Raw genomic sequence first — 18,478 nt, forward strand, 5'->3', positions numbered from 1 at the left:
AAAAAAGGCGCGCAAGGGATATCCCCTGCGCGCCTTCTTCATATCTGATCGCAGATCAGAGGGTGAAATACATGTTCGAGGCCGCCGCCACCGCGATACCCGCAGCCAGCACCAGATAGGGCAGGATCCCGGCCTTCTTCACCAGCAGATCGCGCGACGAGACGCCAAGATCTTCGAGCATCCGGTCGGGGAATTTGCCCTTGTCGGTGACATAATGGCGCCAGGCAAAGACCGGGATGATCAAAGCCGCCGCCACGATGCCCGACATCAGCGTTCCTGCCCCCCAGACGTTCGCCCCGGCGCCAAGCAGCACCATATTGACGAAGCTGAGCGCCACACCCGCCGCCATCAGGATCGTCGGGCAGCGCCAGGGGCGCGGCACGTCCGCATTGTCGATGCGGTGGATCCAGCCGGAATTGAGGTTGAGGAAGTTGAAGATCAGGTAGCAGCAGTTGGAAACCGCGAGCACGAACAGGTAATCCGACATCATCAGCAGGATCAGGTTAAAGGCGAGATCCGTCCACATGGCGGTGACCGGTGCCCCGTGTTCATTGACGCGGGACAGGTATTTCGGCAGCCAGCCATCAACCGAACCCTGATAGAGCGTCCGCGACGAGCCCGCCATCGAGGTCATGATCGCCAGCATGGTCGCAAGGATCAGCAAAACCACCATCAGCTTGGTGATGAATGCGCCGCCTCCGACCATCTCGCCCATCACACCGGCGACCGCCGTGCCATCGACGATGCCCGGCTGCAGGATACCGTCAACGCCCAGATACCCCTGGAAGGCCAGCGGCACGAGCGTGAAGATCACCACGCAAAGCAGGCCCGAAAAAAGGATGGCCCGCACGGTGTCATGCTCCGGACGACGGAACTCGGACGTGTAGCAGATCGATGTTTCGAACGCATAGGTCGACCAGGCCGCGATAAAGAGGCCACCGAGGAACAGCGTGATGCCATGGCGGTCCCAGATCCCGTCGACAACATTCCCGGCCTCGTCGGTCGCCATCGGCACCAGCGGGAAGAGGTTCTCGGAATGGACATTGCCCGAGAGCAGCGGCACGAGACCCACCACCAGCAATGGCACGATCACTGCAATGCCGAAAATTGTCTGGATCCGCGCAGTTGAAAGGATACCGCGATGCTGGATCGCAAATACCGCCAGCAACACCGCCGCCCCGATGAAGAAGGTGGCGTTGATCCTCAGTGTGATCCCCTCTTTCAGAAAGCCCAGATCCGCCAGCGTGATCTGCCAGGACAGCAGCGCCGAATCGGCCGGGGCGAAGGCGTTCAGCATATAGCCCGCCGCCAGACCCGACCCGATCGCCAGCACCGGCGTCCAGGCCAGCCAGTTGCACCAGACTGACAAGGGCGCGATCACCTTGGAATAACGCACCCAGGCCGAAGCCCCATAAACCGAGGCGCCGCCGCTTTTCGACGGGAAAAGACCCGCGATCTCGGCATAGGTATGCGCCTGGATAAAGCCAAAGGCGACCGAGATGATCCAGATCACCCAGCTTGGCGTACCGACGGTTGCCGCGATCCCGCCAATGGAAAACAAGACCAGCGCGGGGACGCCGGCCGCCACCCAAAAGGCCGCAGGCCAGCCAATCACCCGATGAAGCGTGTTCTCCTCACGCCCCGTTCCCGCATCATTCATGCTCAAATCCCCCTCCTGTTGGTCAGAGTTGATGGGCCCGCGGCTTTTATTTTGCGGTGCCCTTTTGGAAAGTGGCGCTCAGGGGCCACCTTTTTTCCGGCCCGGATCTTTCCGGTGCCGCCGGAAGTGTTGCGTGCTGTCCGGCGCAATTCCGGACCGAAGGACCTGCGGCACAAAAGGCCGCTGCACGCTATTGAAAAAGGCTGAATGGGCAGCCACCGGCCCAAAGACCTGAGCAGAGGAATTCGCCGAAATCACGACCCTGGACCTCCCCGACACCCAAGACTGCCCGACGCCCGAACCAGCCAGGCGCTCGGTGCGCCAGGCCAAGGCTGCGAAATACCAGCCGGACGATGCGGCCTCAGGTCCGATTCGGGAAGCTTAATTTTATTCTCAGGAAATTAATTCCCAGGAGAAGAAACCCCATTCCCGCTCTGATTGCGAAAAATCCGGGCGGGACCGGCCGCGGAATTCTGGGATTGTCGGGTAAGCCGTGCCGAAGAGCGGCCACAAAGACAAAGGCCGGCACCCAGCGGCACCGGCCTTTCATCAGATTTCAATGGCCACAGGACCGGCCCCGGCCCCGGCTTCAGGCCGGGATCCGGTCAGCCGAGACTGCGGCGCGCTTCGGCGAGGATCACCGAGGTTTCAGCGATGGCAAATTGACCACGGTGCATCTTCACCAGACGCCCCTCGCGCAGGAGGGTCCCAAAGGCGCGCAAACCTTCCTCGCGGGTGAAGATCTCCCCCAGCTCGCCCGCAATGACACGGCTCATAAGATAGGGACGGGTGAAATACTCGCGCTTGTCGACACAGGCGGCCCAGGCAGCGGCGGCCTCCATCAGATCGGGCAGGCTGCGGGCGCCCACCTCTTCGGTAAAGGCCGCGAATGCCCCGTTGGTTGCGAAGATATTGCCGTCATCCGCGATCTCGTCTTCCTCCGCACCATCTTCTGCGGCCAGATCATCCAGGGTCAGATCTGCGGCATTGGCATCGGAAGAACTGACAAACTCCCGGATTTCCTGCGTCGCGCCGGGCGCGGTTGCCGCCTCTTCCGGCTCGGCCTCAAAACTGCCAAGCGGCGTTGCCACTGCGGCAGAGCCATGCACCAGATGCGGACGCGGGCCGGTATCGCGCAGATCGCTGCGCTTCGACTGATCAATCCGCTGCTCCGAGACCAGTACCAGCGGCGCCGGGCGCGCGGCGCCGGGCGGCGTCTGAGGCTGCGACTGCGCCACAGCCCCGGCCTCCTGTGCCATGCCCGCAGCTTTGAGCGTGCCCGTGGCCGGAGCGGTCTCGCCGCCCTCACGCATCGGGCGCACCGGCCGGACCGGACGCACGGGGCGCGGCGCATGCGGCATGGACGGGGTGATCGACTGGGTCACCGACTGCGCGAGGTCATCGCGGTAGGCGCCTTCGCGCTGGCCGGGATCTGCCGGCGTCACGCCGGCGCGGCGATCCGCGATGGCAGCCGCCACAGCCGCCTTCAGATGCTGGATCGAGGCGATGCGGCGCTTGTTTTCCGGCCCGGCCATTTCGTCATCGGCCTGTTTCATCAGCCGGGCGAGATCGTCATCCGACCGCGTGGAAACGGCTTCCGGGGCCGGAGCCGGGGCTTCAACCGGACTGGTCACCTCGGCCGGTGCAGCGGCTTCGGTGCCGGGCGCAGCGGCCTCGGGGCTGGTCACAACTGCATCGACGCGGCGGATCCGGATCACCCTGGCGCGGGCGCGCTCCAGCCGGGCAGCGGCGGCCGGTTCAAGCGGCGGCGCCTCCGGCGCGGGGCCTGCGGCGTCATCTGCGGGCAGACCGGCGCCGGGGCGGGCTTCCATATCCAGGCCTGCAGGCGCTGCAGAGGCGTCCGGCACCACCGTTTGATGCGTTTCGAAGCCTGCACCCTCTGTGTTCCGGGCAATGTCGCCAGCAGACTGCGCCGGCAGATCTTCGGCCACGGTCCCGACCCGGCTTTCCGCCGCAGCGCTGCGCGCGGCATCAGCGTCACCAGGGGTTTTTGCCTTCGCCGCTTTATCCGCAGGATCACGCGCCGCCACCGGTGCATCCGCCATCAGCGCTGCTGCGAGATCGCTTTCAAAACCGCTGTCGGCCACGACTTCGCCACGCGGCGCGCCAAGCTCGCTTTCGATTTGTTCCAGTTCGGCGCGCAGATCCTGGTCCAGCCCGGCAACCGCGTCCTCGGATGAAAGATCCTCAGCCGTGCCCGCAGCTATCGCCGCACCAGCTTCCGGCGGGGTCTCTTCCAGTGCGGCCGCCCAGGCCGCTTCGCTTTCGTCATATTCAGGGTCATCGGCAAAGGCGTCGCCCGGGATCCCCGCGGCTTTCGCCTTCGCCTTCTGCGCGGCCTCTTCCGCATCAGCTTCTGCCTGCGCCGCTGCCGCAGCGGCCGAGGCGGCCTCTTCGGGCGATGCTTCACGCGAGAGGCTGGCAATCAGGCTGCCGATGTCGACCTCACCCGCAGTTGCGGTATGCGCAACGGCCTCTTCCGCCACTGCGGAGGCGGTGTGAGCAGCCTCGCTTTGCCCTGTGCCAGGCGCGCTGGTGAGTTCCGCCGCCAGTTCCCGCAGCTCGGCCAAAGCGGCAGCACTCGTGCCCTCCGCACGCGGCGAGGACGCAAAGGGAGCCTGCGCAAGATCGTCCTCAGGGCTTTCGTTCAGGGCCTCAACCGGGATGTCCAGCGCAACGGGCGTCGCCGCAATCTTTTCAATCCCGGCGGGCGTTTCGGAGGACGCTTCCTGCACGATTTTGGCAAGCCCGAATTCGGCCAGGTCCGCCGCGCCCTCTTCCGGCGCCGCCGGAGTTTCGGCCGCTTCGCTTACCTCGGTAAAGGCCGCGCGCAGATCGTCATCGACCGCCGCGAGAGTGGCATCGTCTGAGATATCGCCCAGTTCAGGCTCGAAATCCTCATCTGTGCCAAATTCCGGCTTACCCATTTCCGGCACAAATGCGGCAGCTTCCCCCAGGTCGGACGCAACCCGTTCCGGCTCTGCGAGATCAGCATCTTCCGCGATATCGGCAAATGCCGCCGCAGCAGCTGCCAGTGGTGCCGCCGCAGCTTCCTCAACGCGCGAGGCCGGCTCGATGGCGCGGCGCAGACGGGCGAGTTTTGCGGCCACCCCTTCCGGGACCGTATCACGAAGCGCGGGAGCAGCCGTGCCCACCGGATCGTCGCGCCGCGCTTTCGCCGCCTGGGGTGGTGCAGCCTGTGCCGGATCTTCTGCCGTCAGTGCGGGGTTCTCAGGCGTGGCGCGCATAACAGAATTGCGCGCAGCCTTGCGGTCGCCAGCCGTGGCGGGCGCGGATGCCTCTGCCGGAGCCGCTTCTGCAGCCCTTTCAATAACCTCCTCCGCCACCGGCTTAAGCACCCCAGCCGGGAGGTTCCTTTCTTCCTGGGCAACCGATGCCGGCGCCACAGCGGCAACAGGCGCAACCGTCAGCGGCGCAGGCGCATCCGCGGCGGGAACGCCGTCTTGCTGGTCGCCGGCACGCAGCACCACTCTGTTGTCGGTAATCTTCGCCTCTACCCGGCGCTGGATCTCGCGTTCGGCAATCCGGTGCAACATGGCCGCATCGGGCTGCGGCGGCTCCGCGCCGAAATAGCGGTCCTCGGCGGCGAGATCGCGGAAATATTCGGCAATCGCCCGCATCGTGGTAAAGGGCTCATCAAAGCCTTCGAGCGTGCAGCTAAAGGTCCCATAAGAGACAGTCAGGATCTTGCTGGCATCATTCATCGACGCGGACCTCATACTTTCCATCACGGAAACATTGCTGACGCTCTGTTCGAATCCATGGACAGACCGGGGTAATTTGAAGGATTGATTGTGTTCCCCCGCCCCGGGTTTTGCCTTAATTCGAACAGTATCCGCATGAAATTGCCACTTGATCAATGCCCGAACCTTCACTTCTCCGCTGGGATTACGCTTGTCGGCGGTGGCCCGGTGCCTGCTCGCGATCTGGCGCTGGCACTGCGGCTCGCACCGGTCGCAATTGCGGCAGATGGCGGCGCCGACCGGCTGATTGCGGCGGGAATCACCCCCGAGGCGGTGATCGGCGACCTTGATTCGATTTCGCCCACAGCACTGGCGCAGATCCCTTCCGACCGGCTGCACCGGATTGCGGAACAGGACAGCACCGATTTTGACAAGGCGCTGCGGCGGATTGCGGCGCCCTTCATCCTCGGGCTGGGCTTTACCGGGGCCAGGATGGATCACGGGCTTGCCGTCTTGAACAGCCTCGTGCGCCATCCCGAACGGCCCTGCCTGGTGCTTGGCCCGCAGGATGTGGCCTTTGCGCTGCCCGCGGGCGAGACAAGGCTGCGGCTGAAGGCCGGGGACAGGGTGTCGCTCTATCCCTTCGCGCGCGTGACGGGCACAAGCGAGGGGCTGGAATGGCCGCTGGACGGCCATGTCTTTCAGCCCGACGGCTTTATCGCCACCTCGAACCGCGCCTCAGTTGCGGATGTGGTGCTCAGGCCCGATCAGCCGGGCATGATCGCAATTCTGCCGCGCCGCCGGCTGCGTCAGGTGATCCGGGCACTTTGCCCGGCGGCGGCGGTCTGAAGCGCCCGCTCGCGGATCGCCACCCGCTCACGATGCACCAGATAGAGGCCCGAGGCGATGATGATGGCTATGCCGGCGAAACTCAGGCCATTCGGCAGATCGTTGAAAACGAGATAACCCAGAATCACCGCGATCACGATTTCGAAGTAATGCAGCGGCCCCAGTGTGGCCGAAGGCGCATAGCTCAGCGCCATGGTCATGCACATATGGCTGATGCAGGCCCAGAAGCCGACGCCGACCAGCCAGAGCCATGTAATCCCCTCGGGCATGACAAAGGCGAATTGCGGCAGGGGGCCGTTCCACAGCACCGCCAGAACCGGCAGACAAAGCACCACCCCCGCCCAGCTGGTGTGGAACTGCATCGCAACCGGATGCATGAAAGACGACATGCCGCGCGTGACCAGCATATAAAGCGCGAAGCCAAATGCGGTCCCGAGCGGCCAGAGCGCCATCAGCCCGAAAACGGTGATCGAGGGCTGGATGATCAGAAGCGACCCCGCAAAGCCAACAATACAGGCGGCGATCCGGCGCGGTCCTACCTCGTCGCCAAAGATCCAGCTGCCGAGGAGCAGCAGGATAAAGGGCTCGAGAAAGGCGACGGCAAGGGCATCGGCGATCGGCATCACCGTCAGGCCCGAGACAAAGGAAAAGGTCGAAAAGACCAGGAGGAAGGCGCGCAGGAACACAAGGCCAAGCGCACGCAGGTTCAGCGCAGGCGAGATCCCCATCACGAGGATGATCGGCGCCATCATCAGCCCCTGGACGATGAACCGCGCCGCGGTGATCCAGCCGACCGGCACGCCCGCCTCGGCTGCAAGCTTCGACGACACATCCAGCAGCGGCGCCAGGGTACAAAAGGCCAGCATCAGAATGATGCCCGGCAGGATGCGGTCGGTGGCACGGGCACCGGCTGAGGCGGCACGGGCGCCAGTCGGACGGGAAGTGGAAATGGCCTGGGTCATAGATCCTGGCTACCCTGCCCCGCCGGTCACTGCCATGCTGAAAGCGACAGCACGCAGCCCGTTTTCACAGCAAAGGCCGCACGCGAAGCGCTCCGGATACTGACACGAGATATGACGACGCGGGCGCGGGTCCGGCGGCGCGCCCCTCACCCCTGCCTTACCCCTGGCGGCTCCGCCCCGCCCCGGCCGGCACCACGGCCCGCACCACCCGTTCCCGAAGCCTTTGGCACCGGTAAGACCGCCTTGCCCTTGCGCAGGCGCGATCTTGTGAATAGATAGCCGCATCCGCTGATGGAGCCTCTGCCCGATGGAAACCTTTGTCCTTACGATCCACCTGATCCTTGCCTTGCTGCTGATCGGAGTGGTGCTGGTCCAGAAGAGCGAAGGCTCCGCCCTGCTGTCCGGCGGCGGCAATATGCAGGCGCGCGCCAAGCCCAATGGCCTGACACGCGTGACCTGGATCCTTGCAGGCGCCTTCATCGTGACCTCGCTGGCGCTGACCGTTCTGGCTACGCGCGGAGCAAGCACCGGCTCGGTGATTGACGGGCTGATGCCCCCGGCCGCGCAGACGAACAGCAACAGCCCGGACATCTCGGGCATGATGCCGCCTCCGGCCTCGAGCAGCACCGATCCGGCAGCACCGCCTGCTGCTGTGGACCCCGCCGCACCCCCTGCCGCGCCTGCCCCTGCGGAAACCGCACCGGCTGAAACCGCGCCCGAAGCGGCCCCGGAAACCACACCGGCCCAACCGGCCAACTGATCTACAATCCATTGACGGGTTTCGACTGCCGCAAACATGATCTTGCGGCAGGCGGTTGCGTTCTTACGCGCATCAGGCTATTTGCCGACTCCCGTGGTGATGCGATTCCACCTGTCCGAATCGCCTGTTTCCAGAACTACGGGAGTCCCCAATGGCGCGTTATGTCTTCATCACCGGTGGCGTGGTATCGTCACTCGGGAAAGGTCTCGCGTCTGCGGCTCTGGGCGCGCTGTTGCAGGCCCGGGGCTATACGGTGCGGCTCAGAAAGCTTGACCCCTATCTGAATGTCGATCCCGGCACGATGTCGCCCTTTGAACATGGCGAAGTCTTTGTGACCGATGACGGCGCCGAGACCGATCTCGACCTCGGCCATTATGAACGTTTCACCGGCGTCTCGGCGCGGATGACGGATTCGATCTCTTCGGGACGGATCTATTCCAATGTGCTAGAAAAGGAACGGCGCGGCGATTACCTTGGCAAAACGATCCAGGTGATCCCGCATGTGACCAATGAGATCAAAGACTTCCTGCGCGTCGGCGAGGATGAGGTCGATTTCATGCTCTGCGAGATCGGCGGCACCGTGGGCGATATAGAAGGCCTCCCCTTCTTCGAGGCCATCCGCCAGTTCATCCATGAACGCCCGCGTGGCGAATGCATTCTGATGCACCTTACCCTCCTGCCCTATCTGGCGGCATCGGGCGAGCTGAAGACCAAACCGACCCAGCATTCCGTCAAGGAACTGCAATCGATCGGCCTTGCGCCAGATGTGCTCGTCTGCCGCTCGGAACATCCGATCCCGGACCGCGAGCGGGAAAAGATCGCCCTCTTTTGCAATGTGCGTCAGGAACATGTGGTCCCGGCCTATGACCTGAAATCGATCTATGAGGCGCCGCTGGCCTATCACCGCGCTGGCCTCGACCAGGCGGTGCTGGATTGTTTTGATATCTCGCCCGCACCCCGCCCCAATCTGGAGCGGTGGGAAGATGTGATGGACCGGCTTGACCATGCCGAGGGCGAGGTCCGCGTCGCGGTGGTCGGCAAATATACCCAGCTCGAAGATGCCTATAAGTCGATTGCCGAGGCGCTGACCCATGGCGGCATGGCAAACCGGGTGCGGGTGCGCGCGGAATGGATCGACTCGACCCTGTTCGAGAAAGAAGACCCTGCTGCCTGGCTCGATGGCTATGACGCCATCCTCGTCCCCGGCGGCTTTGGCGAACGCGGCACCGAAGGCAAGATCCGCGCCGCGCAATTCGCCCGCGAAAAGGGCGTGCCCTATCTCGGCATCTGCCTTGGCATGCAGATGGCGGTGATCGAATCCGCACGCCACCTTGCCGGGATCGAAGGCGCCGGCTCGGAAGAGTTTGACCATGAGGCGGGCGGGAATCGCTTCGTCCCGGTGGTCTATCACCTGAAAGAATGGGTGCAGGGCAATCACAAGGTCCGTCGCAAAGCCTCCGACGACAAAGGCGGCACCATGCGTCTGGGCGCCTATACCGCACAGCTGAAAGAAGGCTCGCGCGTCGCCGAAGTCTATGGCGGCACTGTGATCGAGGAACGCCACCGCCACCGCTACGAGGTCGACATTCAGTACCGTGAGCAGCTTGAAGCCTGCGGCCTGACCTTCTCGGGCATGTCGCCCGATGGCAAACTCCCGGAAATCGTCGAGATCAAAGACCATCCCTGGTTCATCGGGGTCCAGTTTCACCCGGAACTGAAGTCGAAACCCTTCTCGCCGCACCCGCTCTTTGCCGATTTCGTCCGCGCCGCGAAAGACAGCGGCCGCCTGGTCTGACCCGGGATCTGAGGCGCAACCCGCCCCTTTCATCTGTCTCAAAATATCCCGGGGGAGTCTGCGCCACAGGCGCAGACGGGGGCAGAGCCCCCTTCCCGCCCGCCATAATGCAAAAGGGCGACCCGGTCGGGTCGCCCTTTTGCATTGCCTCAGAAACCGCTCAGCCTCGGCCTCAATTCCGCTTCAGGCCTCAGCGCTCCGGGACAAGCGGCACCACTGCCAGGTCCCCAGCCGGTTCCGAGACCCAGGCCGAAACCGGCACCGCCAGCAAAAGCCCGGCCGCCACCGGCAGGAACCAGACGCTCAGGATGCCAAGCGCGATCATCCCGCTCAGCAGCACGCCAAGCCCGGTCTCGCCCGCATGGAACTTCAGCAGCGCCTTCAGGGGGATCCGTCCCGACATGTGCTGGGGCCAGCCGGTATCTGCACCGGTCAGCGCCCGGAAGATGATCTTCGCATGGTGCAGCATCATCACAGGCGCCGACAGCACCGCCACCACGGTCTCGATCAGCAAGAGCTTCACAAAGCCAAGCCGCCGCCCCTTCGCCACGCCCACACGGCGCAGGTAATCCAGCACTCCGAAGGCCCGGGGCGCGAACAGAAGAAAGATCACCGTGGTGGCCAGCCAGATCTCCAGCCGGTCCGTCGTCTGGCCCGTCCGGCCCTGATCGGCCATCGCCCAGAGCACCAGCATCACCAAAAGCAGAACCGAACCGATATAGGCCATCGCCCCCGAGAGGAAATGCAGCCGCGAGACCCAGTGCAGCCCCGGCACTTTCAACAGCCGCATATGTTGCAGATTGCCCTGGCACCAGCGCGCATCCCGCTTGATATGGGCCAGCAGGTTCGACGGCGCCTCTTCATGGCTGTCGGCGGCTTCGGGGATGATCCGCACGCCCCAGCCGGCCCGGCGCAGCAAGGCCGCTTCGACAAAGTCATGGCTCTGGATCACGCCCCCCATCGGGCGCGGGCCCGGAAGATGCGGCAAGCCGCAATTGGTGGCAAAAGCCCTCATCCGCACCATCGCATTATGGCCGAGGAAATTACCGTCAGACCCGGTCCATATCGCAAAGCCACGACCATGCGGGCCGCCGTAAACCCGGCTCGCGAAGCTCTGCATACGCTGCCAGCGGCTTTCGCCCGCGCCGGTGATCGGCAGGGTCTGCGCCAGCGCGCAACCCGGATCGGCGACCAGCGTATCGGCAAGCGTCAGCACCGTCCCGCGCCCCATCACCGAATCCGCATCAAGGATCAGCGCTGCATCATAGGCCGCGCCCTGACGGGTGATCCAGTCCCGCACATTGCCTTGTTTGTAATCGGTATTCTTAAGCCGGTGGCGATAAGTGATCGCCAGATCCGGGCGGCTCGCGGTCAGTTTCGCAACCATAGCCGCCTCGTCCAGTGCCGCCCGCCCGTTGCGGGTATCCGACAGAACATGCAGCGAAAAGCGATGCGCATGGCCCGGCGCCCGCAGGCTGTCGAGCAGCGCCACCGACGGCGCCAGCGTCGCTTCGGGATCCTCGCCATACATCGGCAAAAGGATCGCGATCCGAAGGCCGGGGGCCGCCGCATTGGCCTTTGCCGGCGCGCGCCAGAAGAGGCCGAAGAAAGACGACACGACCGACATCGCCATCCAGAACACCGCAAAGCCCGACAAAGCCGCCAGCAGCAGATCGGCCGGCGTAAAGATGCCATCCGCCGCCAGCACCGTGCCGGTCATATAGCCAAAGCCGATCGCAAAGGGCGGCGGCACCAGCAGCACAGCCGCGCGGGCCAGCCGCGAATGGCTGCGGATCGGCCCGCCTGCCCGCGCGGCCGGGTCATGCGCGGGCCGGTCGAGCAGCTGGTCAGGCATCGACAGAGGCGCCGGCAGCGTGACCGGGCGGAAGCCATATTGCGGACGAAAGGCACGAGACATGTTCAGGCCACCCAACGATAAAGCCAGACTTCACCAACCATGGTCACACCACCGCGCCACAGCTCTACCCGCAGCTCCACCGGTCGGTCCTCCGGCAGGATCAGCGTCACATCGACCCGCATTCCGCCGGTCGCGTCATTCCTGTGGATCAGCGTGCCGGTCACGTCTCCGGCCGAGGCCGTGACCCGCGCCTCAAGCGCGCCCGGATCAGAGCCGAGCGCCGGATGCGCCTCATAATCAATCGCGAACATACGACCCGCTTCGAAGACCCGGTCCCCCTGACGGGACGCAATCACGCGGGCCTTTTCACCATCGACCGGCGGCGCGCCATCGGCCCAGTAAAGGCGATAAGCGAAGCGGTTTTCCGATCCGGCCTCCATCGGCGCCTCGGGGCGCCAGAAGGCGACGATATTGTCATAGATTTCCTTATCCGCCGGGATCTCGACCAGCACGACCGAGCCCCTGCCCCAGTCGCCTCTGGGTTCGACCCACAAAGACGGGCGGCGCTCATAATGCGCGGCAAAGTCATTATAGCTGCCCGGATCGCGCGCGCGCTGCATCAGGCCAAATCCGCGCGGGTTCTCATCGCTGAACCAGGATGTCTCGACCGATTTCGGGTTATTGAGCGGGCGCCACAACAGATCGCCCGAACCGGTCGCGACCAGCAGCCCGTCGCTGTCATGCACGCCTTCGCGGAAATCATCAAAGGCGATCCGGTTCATATCATTGAACAGGAACATCGACGTCCCCGCCGCCAGACCCGTCGCCGTCAGCGTGACGCGCGGGAAAACGACGGCTTCGATATCCATCGTGGTCACATCGCCCTTGCGGATCGCGAAACGGTAAGCGCCGGTCAAAGACGGGCTGTCCATCAACGCCCAGACCACCGCCTCTTCGTCATGCAGCTTGCCCTCTTCGATCCAGAAGCGGCGGAACTGCGGAAATTCTTCGGGTTGATCCGGCGCTGCGGTGTTCAGCGCGAAACCGCGTGCCGAAAGCCCGTATTGCTGACCTTTGGCCACCGCGCGGAAATAGGTTGCGCCCTGGAAGACGGCATATTCCTGGAAGGTGCCCCTGGTCTCGATCTCGCCCGTCAGGCGGAAGCCCGAAAACCCGGTACCGGTTTCGGGCAGTTCAGGGAAACGGTCGGTGCGGACAAAGAGATCGTAGTCGAACAGGATCTCGCGCGCTTCGCCCCGGGCGACGGCGAAAATCTCGACCGGGAAATGCTGGTACAGACCGGCCACAAACATTTCGGCCCGGACCGGGCTGTCAGTCGCACCGTAAAGCGCATGTTTGCCATCGAACCAGATCTCGCGGATCTGATCATAGGTCAGGCCCTTCCATTCCGGCGAAATCTCCGTCGGGGGGGCATAGGGCTGTTCGGCCATGGCGCGGGCCAGTGCCTCGACCATGCCATCGGCAAAGGGCTCGGCCGCACCGAGCTTCACGCCTTCGGGGGTGACGATCCCGCCTTCGGGCAGCTCTTCCGCCCGCCCTGCCCGCGGCAACACACCCGCCGCCGCCATGGCCAGCACGAGGCCAAGCGCGCCGCGCCGGTTCAGTGCGCCCGAGATGAGGAAATCGGAAACGGTCCTGGTCATGCCTTGGCTCCCTGAGGCGGCACGACGCGGCCGGCCTCATGTATGTGCGGCGCCTGGGCCGGCACCGGATCCGGTGCTGCACCAGCGCTCATATGACGTTTCCAGCCCTGCCCCTTGAACCAGGCGGCGATACGCGCCGTCAGCCAGATCAGCAGGAGACCGGTGAAATTGATGGCCGGGGTCACGATCACGCCCGGGCCGAAAAGCTTGAGGAATGCGCCCAGCACCCGCGCCAGCACCATCGACACCGCGAAAACCGCAAGCGATTGCCGCCCGATATCGGTGACCATGCCAATAAGGCGCGGCCAGTCGGTGGCGAGACCGCGCAGCCGCGCGCCCTTTTCGCCCGCCACTGCCCAGGCGAGATAGGCCAGTGCCAGGAAATGCACATAGCGCAGCAGGCCAAAGCCGGTCTTGTCGTAAAGCAGGCGCCATTCATTGCGCCAGTCCTGCAGGATCGTGGATTTGCCGATCACCACATGCCAGGCGAAGGGCACGGTCAGGATCACGATGGCCAACGCCATGACCACCAGCTCACGCCGCAGGGGGGGCGCCGGGATCCAGCCGGACATCAGCGCAAAACCGGTAAAAAAGACCAGCTGCCAGGCAAAGGGGTTGAAGAACCAGGGCCGGGTCGAATTGTTCACGAACCACCATTCCGCAGGCAGCCAGAGACTGCCTGTGGTGCCGCAAAGCCAGAGCACGACCGAGGCCGCCAGCGCGAGGCGCGGATCGATCCTTGCCAGCGCCATCATCACCGGAACCAGCGCCAGCAGCACCATATACATCGGCAGAATGTCGAAATAGTTCGGCACATAGGTCAGCGTCATCAGCCCGAAGAAATTCGACGCGGTGTTTTTCAGGAAGGGATAGAGGTTCAGCGAACCGACCTCATCGCGGGGAAAGGCCCCCGACATGTTCAGAGCGAGCATCGCGAAAACGGCGACGAGGAAGACACCGATATGGACCCAATAGACCTGCCAGATGCGGTAAAGAATACGCCCCGTCCCGATCAGCCAGCCGGCGCGGTGAAAGATCACGCCATAAGCCAGCGCCGAGGCCATGCCCGAGCAGAAAACGAAGATCTCAGTGGAATCCGAGAATCCGAACCGGCCCGGCATCCAGAGGGTCCAGGGGTTATCGGTGATATGGGCGATGAGGATGACGATCATCGCGAGGCCACGGAAAAAATCCAGCCTTATGTCGCGTTCACGCCGCTCACCGCCTTCGGCTCTGGCGGTCACTGGTTTGTCGCTCACGTCTCGCCTCTGAACCCTGTGCTGGCTGGCGGGCCTTGCGGATCAGGACGTCCTGACTGCCGGTTTCCGTCTTGCTGGGCGATCCTTACTGCCTCAGGGCGCGAATCGAGTATTTCGCACCTGCAGCATTGGGATCATCGGGCGATTCGATACTGCTGTGACACATTTCCTTCAACTGATAAGTGTTTGAAAACACCGGTTCGTGCGGGAAACCACGACCCCGGGGCACGTCTTTGTGCAGCTTTCCGCCGATGGGGTGGTTGCTGCCTCTGCAAAAAAGATGTGATGGAACCGTTTCCCGGGTCAGGTACCGCAAAAAGTCACATAGCGCCCGAAACCCTGCGGCGCGGGCAGCATGTAATATTCCACCTCTTCCCACGGATTCTGCACCGCAGCCAGCAGCGCCCGGAAGGGCACAAGATCGCCCTCTGTTGCAGCGGCGAGCGCTTCTTCGACCCGATGATTGCGTGGGATCACTGCCGGATTGGCAGCCCGAAGCTTTGCCGCCGCGTCGGGTGCAAGCCGCGCCTGCCAGCGCGGCAGCCAGACCTCCATCTTCGTGAAATCCTCGAACAGCGCTTTCAGCGGCACCGGATCGCCCTCGACCAGGGGTGCAAGGCGGCGGAAGGTCAGGGTCCAGTCTGCACCGGTCATCGCGGTCAGCAGATCGTCGATCAGCGCGCCATCTGCGTCATCTTCGCCCGAAAGCGCCAGTTTGCGCCGCATCACCCGCAGCCATTCGCGCCGGTAAAGCCCCGCGATCCCCTCAAGCCGGGTGTTCAGCAGGTCTACCCCCGCCGCCTCATCCTCCGCGATCAGCGGAAGCAGGCATTCCGCCAGCCGCGCCAGGTTCCAGGCAAGGATCAGTGGCTGGTTGGCCCAGGCATAACGCCCCTGGCGGTCGATCGAGGAAAACACCGTGCCGGGGGCGTAATCTTCCATGAATGCACAGGGGCCATAATCGATGGTCTCGCCCGAGATCGCCATATTGTCGGTATTCATCACGCCATGGATGAAACCAAGCCCCATCCATTCGGCAATCAGCGCGGCCTGGCGGGCACAAACCTGATCGAAGAACGCCAGATAACGCTCTGGCGTGTCTGGGATTTCCGGGTAATGGCGGCGGATCGCGTAATCGGCGAGCGCGCGCAGCCTTTCGCCGTCACCGCGCGCGGCGAAATACTGGAAAGTGCCGACCCGGATATGGCTCGCCGCCACCCGCGCCAGAACCGCGCCGGGCACCAACGCGCCATCCCGCGCAATGCGTTCACCCGTGGTCGTTACCGCCAGCGCCCTGGTCGTGGGAACGCCAAGCGCCGCCATCGCCTCGGATATCAGATATTCGCGCAGCATTGGCCCAAGGGCTGCCTTGCCATCCGCACCCCGCGAAAACGGTGTGCGGCCCGAACCTTTCAGCTGCAGATCCCAAAGCCGCCCGTCCGGCCCCCGGATCTCACCCAGAAGATGCGCCCGCCCGTCGCCCAGAGCGGGGGAAAAGCCGCCGAACTGATGCCCGGCATAGGCCAGCGCCGCAGGATCCGCCCCTTCCGGCACGGCACCCCCCGAAAACCATGCCGCGCCCTCGTCCCGCAACTCCGTCAGATCCAGACCCAGGGCCTCTGTCAGCGTTTCATTCAGCACGATCAGCGCAGGCGACGGCGCCATATCCGGCATATGACGCAGGAATGTGCCCGGAAGCTCGGTCAGATAGCTGTGGTGAAGCTGCATCGCACGGTCCCCTTAAAATCCCATACAAAAGATAGGGGTTTGGCGGGCAATGAAAAAGGCCCCCTGAGGGGGCCTTTGACATGCCGGGACCGCGTCACGATCCCGGAAGCAGTCGGGGCGATCAGCCGCCCATCTGGGCCGAAGCCGCAACGACAGCATCCGCCATCTGCTTGCACATATCGGCAATGCTGCTGCCCTGGGCTTCCGCCGCGGCCAGATCCTGCTCGACGCCGCCGACCGAGAGCTTGCCCTCTTTGCCTTTGGCATAGGCTTCGTCGCCTTTGGTGGCATCGGTCGCTGCCGGAAGCAGCGCCATCATCTTGGTCTGGGCCTCGACAGCCGCGCCATCGGTGTGACCCTCGGCCTGGCAGTATTCCAGCAAACCAAGCTGATTGCGCGCCGCAGCCACGGCATCATCCATCGTTTGCGCCATCAGCGGCGCAGCAAAAAGAGAAGCCACCAGAGCGGCCGAAGACAGAACCAGAGACTTACGCATATCAAACTCCACAATTGGGATCATTGCTGCGGCACAAGACAGGCGTGCCACGCAAAGAGCAAGTTCTCATCGTGAAGCGCCCGCATCAAGGCAAGAACCTGCTGAAATTCAATATGAAACGGCGGGATTTCGCTACTTGACCAATTCCGGAGTGACGACCCGACGGGTGTGGAAATCGCTTTGACCAAGGAAATCGACAAAGGCCCGGAGCGCGGCCCCCATATTGCGCGAGCTGGGCCAGATCACACTCACCGGCAGTTCCGGCAGGCCGTAATTCGTCAGGATCGGCACCAGCCGCCCCGCCGCCAGATCCGCCGCAACCTGAAAGCCGACCGTCAGCGCGACCCCCTGCCCCTCCAGCGCCGCCGTGCGGATCATATCGCCGTTATTGGTCGAAAAAGCCGGCGTCACCTTCTGATGGATCACCTCATTGCCGCGACGGAACGGCCAGGTGCCGGCACTTTTCGTATTGGTGTAATAAAGAATGCGATGCTCGCTCAGATCGGCCGGCTCTGTCGGCGTGCCATGTTCGGCAAGATATTCCGGTGAGGCGACCAGCACCGTATCGACCTCGCACAGATGTCGGGCCCGCATGCTGCTGTCATCCAGCACCCCCACCCGGATGGTAGCATCAAACCCCGCCGCAACCGGATCAACACAGCCATCATCAAGCGAGAGATCCAGCCGGACATCGGGATAGGCTTCCATAAAGCGCATCACATGCGGGTTCAGAACCTGCAATGTGAACGTGACCGGCGCGCCGATCCGCAGCTTGCCCGCCACCATTCCCACGCCCTGACGGACGGAATCATCGGCGTCATCCAGATGTTGCAGGATTTCGCGCACCTGTTCGAAATAGGAACGCCCCAGTTCTGTAGGGCTGAGCGAGCGGGTCGACCGGGTCAGGAGCTGCGCGCCAAGCCGCGCCTCAAGATCCGAGACATATTTGCTGACAAGACTGCGCGAGACCCCCATCCGCCTGGCAGCGCCCGCAAAGCTGCCTTCCTCGATAATATGAACATAAGTACGCAGAACTGCCGTATCCATAACACATACCCGGTTTCCGGTGATTTATATGTGCAGGATTTAGGCATGCGAAGGTCTTCCGACAACCGGAGACCACGCGTCACATCTGTGCGGCAGAGCGCGAATTTCACATCAATGTTACTGTTAAATGACAGAAGAACATGCGCGGTGCAGATACCGGCCCTTTTCTGTCGTCTTACTTAAAAAAGGACAGCCGCTGATGCAGCTGCCCCTTTTGCTATCCGGCCGCATTGCGCCCGGATCCTGGTTCAGCCACGGCCTTTGCTGGTGTCGCGCGGACCAGCCGGGATTTTGGTCACTTCAACCGGGGTGGAGCGTTCCAGACCCAGCTGATGCAGTTCTTTGCTGGATTTGATCTGGGCAGCCGGCACTTCAATGATTTCCGGAGCAGCGCGGGTGATTTTCGGAGCCGGCAGAGCGGCCAGAGCGAACTGGCTCGAAGCAGCGATGAGGGCGGCAGCGGTGGCGATGGTAGCGAAGCGTTTCATTTCATTGTCCTTTCGGGTTTTTCATGACGCTGTTTTGCGTCGGATGAGAGGGATATAGACCTGCACATCCGCTAACAGCAGGCCCGCTTTCTCGACATCTGTGTTCATATATGCTGATCAATGCCGCAGCGCAGAAGTTGCCCTGGCAGCGCGAGCCCTCGAGATCTGCGGGCCGGGAGACCAAAAT

The 18,478-nt window shown here is 63.5% G+C and carries 13 protein-coding genes; 3 read left to right on the forward strand and 10 right to left on the reverse strand.

All coding sequences use genetic code 11. From position 1 onward, the window contains the following. Positions 1-55: 55 nt before the first annotated feature. Together M3484_RS09890 and M3484_RS09895 are read right to left on the reverse strand one after the other, a co-directional pair. Positions 56-1,660 (reverse strand): trimethylamine N-oxide permease, encoded by a 1,605-nt coding sequence (locus M3484_RS09890; RefSeq protein WP_249496814.1) that lies wholly within the window; start codon positions 1,658-1,660, stop codon positions 56-58. Between the two features lie 605 nt (positions 1,661-2,265). Beyond that, positions 2,266-5,406 (reverse strand): hypothetical protein, encoded by a 3,141-nt coding sequence (locus M3484_RS09895; RefSeq protein WP_249496737.1) that lies wholly within the window; start codon positions 5,404-5,406, stop codon positions 2,266-2,268. Positions 5,407-5,541: 135 nt separating this feature from the next. Here M3484_RS09895 and M3484_RS09900 point away from each other — a divergent pair, with 135 nt between their 5' ends. Then, positions 5,542-6,234 (forward strand): thiamine diphosphokinase, encoded by a 693-nt coding sequence (locus tag M3484_RS09900; protein WP_249496738.1) that lies wholly within the window; start codon positions 5,542-5,544, stop codon positions 6,232-6,234. On the opposite strand, the gene M3484_RS09905 is transcribed toward M3484_RS09900, so the two are convergent. Further along, positions 6,195-7,196, reverse strand: a complete 1,002-nt coding sequence (locus tag M3484_RS09905; protein ID WP_249496739.1) for a DMT family transporter — start codon at positions 7,194-7,196, stop codon at positions 6,195-6,197. The two genes, M3484_RS09900 and M3484_RS09905, sit on opposite strands and share 40 nt — an antisense overlap. 307 nt (positions 7,197-7,503) lie before the next feature. Between M3484_RS09905 and secG the strand changes: the two genes are divergently transcribed. Both secG and pyrG read left to right on the forward strand, forming a co-directional pair. Next, positions 7,504-7,956 carry a preprotein translocase subunit SecG gene (gene secG, locus M3484_RS09910; protein ID WP_249496740.1) on the forward strand — a complete coding sequence of 151 codons (453 nt, stop codon included), beginning with the start codon at positions 7,504-7,506 and terminating at the stop codon, positions 7,954-7,956. A 151-nt stretch (positions 7,957-8,107) separates the two neighbouring features. Beyond that, a complete protein-coding gene (gene pyrG, locus M3484_RS09915; RefSeq protein WP_092896377.1) occupies positions 8,108-9,751 on the forward strand; it encodes a CTP synthase in 1,644 nt (547 codons plus the stop codon). A gap of 190 nt (positions 9,752-9,941) precedes the next feature. Here the strand turns inward: pyrG and mdoH are convergent, their stop codons facing one another. The 7 genes from mdoH to M3484_RS09950 form a co-directional block, all read right to left on the reverse strand. Further along, on the reverse strand, positions 9,942-11,669 hold the full coding sequence (gene mdoH / locus M3484_RS09920) for a glucans biosynthesis glucosyltransferase MdoH (protein ID WP_249496741.1): 1,728 nt from the start codon (positions 11,667-11,669) through the stop codon (positions 9,942-9,944). A 2-nt stretch (positions 11,670-11,671) separates the two neighbouring features. Next, positions 11,672-13,273: an OpgD/OpgG family glucan biosynthesis protein gene (locus M3484_RS09925; protein ID WP_249496742.1), complete on the reverse strand. Its 1,602-nt coding sequence runs from the start codon at positions 13,271-13,273 to the stop codon at positions 11,672-11,674. Then, positions 13,270-14,532 (reverse strand): OpgC family protein, encoded by a 1,263-nt coding sequence (locus M3484_RS09930; protein ID WP_249496743.1) that lies wholly within the window; start codon positions 14,530-14,532, stop codon positions 13,270-13,272. Before M3484_RS09930 ends, M3484_RS09925 begins: the two co-directional genes overlap by 4 nt. Before the next feature lie 303 nt (positions 14,533-14,835). Beyond that, positions 14,836-16,260, reverse strand: a complete 1,425-nt coding sequence (locus tag M3484_RS09935; protein ID WP_249496744.1) for a protein adenylyltransferase SelO — start codon at positions 16,258-16,260, stop codon at positions 14,836-14,838. Between the two features lie 121 nt (positions 16,261-16,381). Next, positions 16,382-16,756, reverse strand: a complete 375-nt coding sequence (locus tag M3484_RS09940; RefSeq protein WP_092901435.1) for a pore-forming ESAT-6 family protein — start codon at positions 16,754-16,756, stop codon at positions 16,382-16,384. Positions 16,757-16,888: 132 nt separating this feature from the next. Further along, complete coding sequence (locus tag M3484_RS09945; protein WP_249496745.1) at positions 16,889-17,803, reverse strand: LysR family transcriptional regulator; 915 nt, start codon at positions 17,801-17,803, stop codon at positions 16,889-16,891. A 248-nt stretch (positions 17,804-18,051) separates the two neighbouring features. Then, complete coding sequence (locus M3484_RS09950; protein WP_092896365.1) at positions 18,052-18,291, reverse strand: hypothetical protein; 240 nt, start codon at positions 18,289-18,291, stop codon at positions 18,052-18,054. Positions 18,292-18,478 lie beyond the last annotated feature (187 nt).

Origin of the sequence: Pseudomonas sp. GX19020 (assembly GCF_023371075.1) — a bacterium.
In the GTDB taxonomy this organism is placed as follows: domain Bacteria; phylum Pseudomonadota; class Alphaproteobacteria; order Rhodobacterales; family Rhodobacteraceae; genus Pseudogemmobacter.

What these genes read in the sequence shown, in the direction of transcription:
- M3484_RS09890 (WP_249496814.1), bottom strand. Translation starts at nt 1,660, where the DNA reads ATGAATGATGCGGGAACGGGGCGTGAGGAGAACACGCTTCATCGGGTG.
- M3484_RS09895 (WP_249496737.1), bottom strand. Translation starts at nt 5,406, where the DNA reads ATGAATGATGCCAGCAAGATCCTGACTGTCTCTTATGGGACCTTTAGC.
- M3484_RS09900 (WP_249496738.1), top strand. Translation starts at nt 5,542, where the DNA reads ATGAAATTGCCACTTGATCAATGCCCGAACCTTCACTTCTCCGCTGGG.
- M3484_RS09905 (WP_249496739.1), bottom strand. Translation starts at nt 7,196, where the DNA reads ATGACCCAGGCCATTTCCACTTCCCGTCCGACTGGCGCCCGTGCCGCC.
- secG (WP_249496740.1), top strand. Translation starts at nt 7,504, where the DNA reads ATGGAAACCTTTGTCCTTACGATCCACCTGATCCTTGCCTTGCTGCTG.
- pyrG (WP_092896377.1), top strand. Translation starts at nt 8,108, where the DNA reads ATGGCGCGTTATGTCTTCATCACCGGTGGCGTGGTATCGTCACTCGGG.
- mdoH (WP_249496741.1), bottom strand. Translation starts at nt 11,669, where the DNA reads ATGTCTCGTGCCTTTCGTCCGCAATATGGCTTCCGCCCGGTCACGCTG.
- M3484_RS09925 (WP_249496742.1), bottom strand. Translation starts at nt 13,273, where the DNA reads ATGACCAGGACCGTTTCCGATTTCCTCATCTCGGGCGCACTGAACCGG.
- M3484_RS09935 (WP_249496744.1), bottom strand. Translation starts at nt 16,260, where the DNA reads ATGCAGCTTCACCACAGCTATCTGACCGAGCTTCCGGGCACATTCCTG.
- M3484_RS09940 (WP_092901435.1), bottom strand. Translation starts at nt 16,756, where the DNA reads ATGCGTAAGTCTCTGGTTCTGTCTTCGGCCGCTCTGGTGGCTTCTCTT.
- M3484_RS09945 (WP_249496745.1), bottom strand. Translation starts at nt 17,803, where the DNA reads ATGGATACGGCAGTTCTGCGTACTTATGTTCATATTATCGAGGAAGGC.
- M3484_RS09950 (WP_092896365.1), bottom strand. Translation starts at nt 18,291, where the DNA reads ATGAAACGCTTCGCTACCATCGCCACCGCTGCCGCCCTCATCGCTGCT.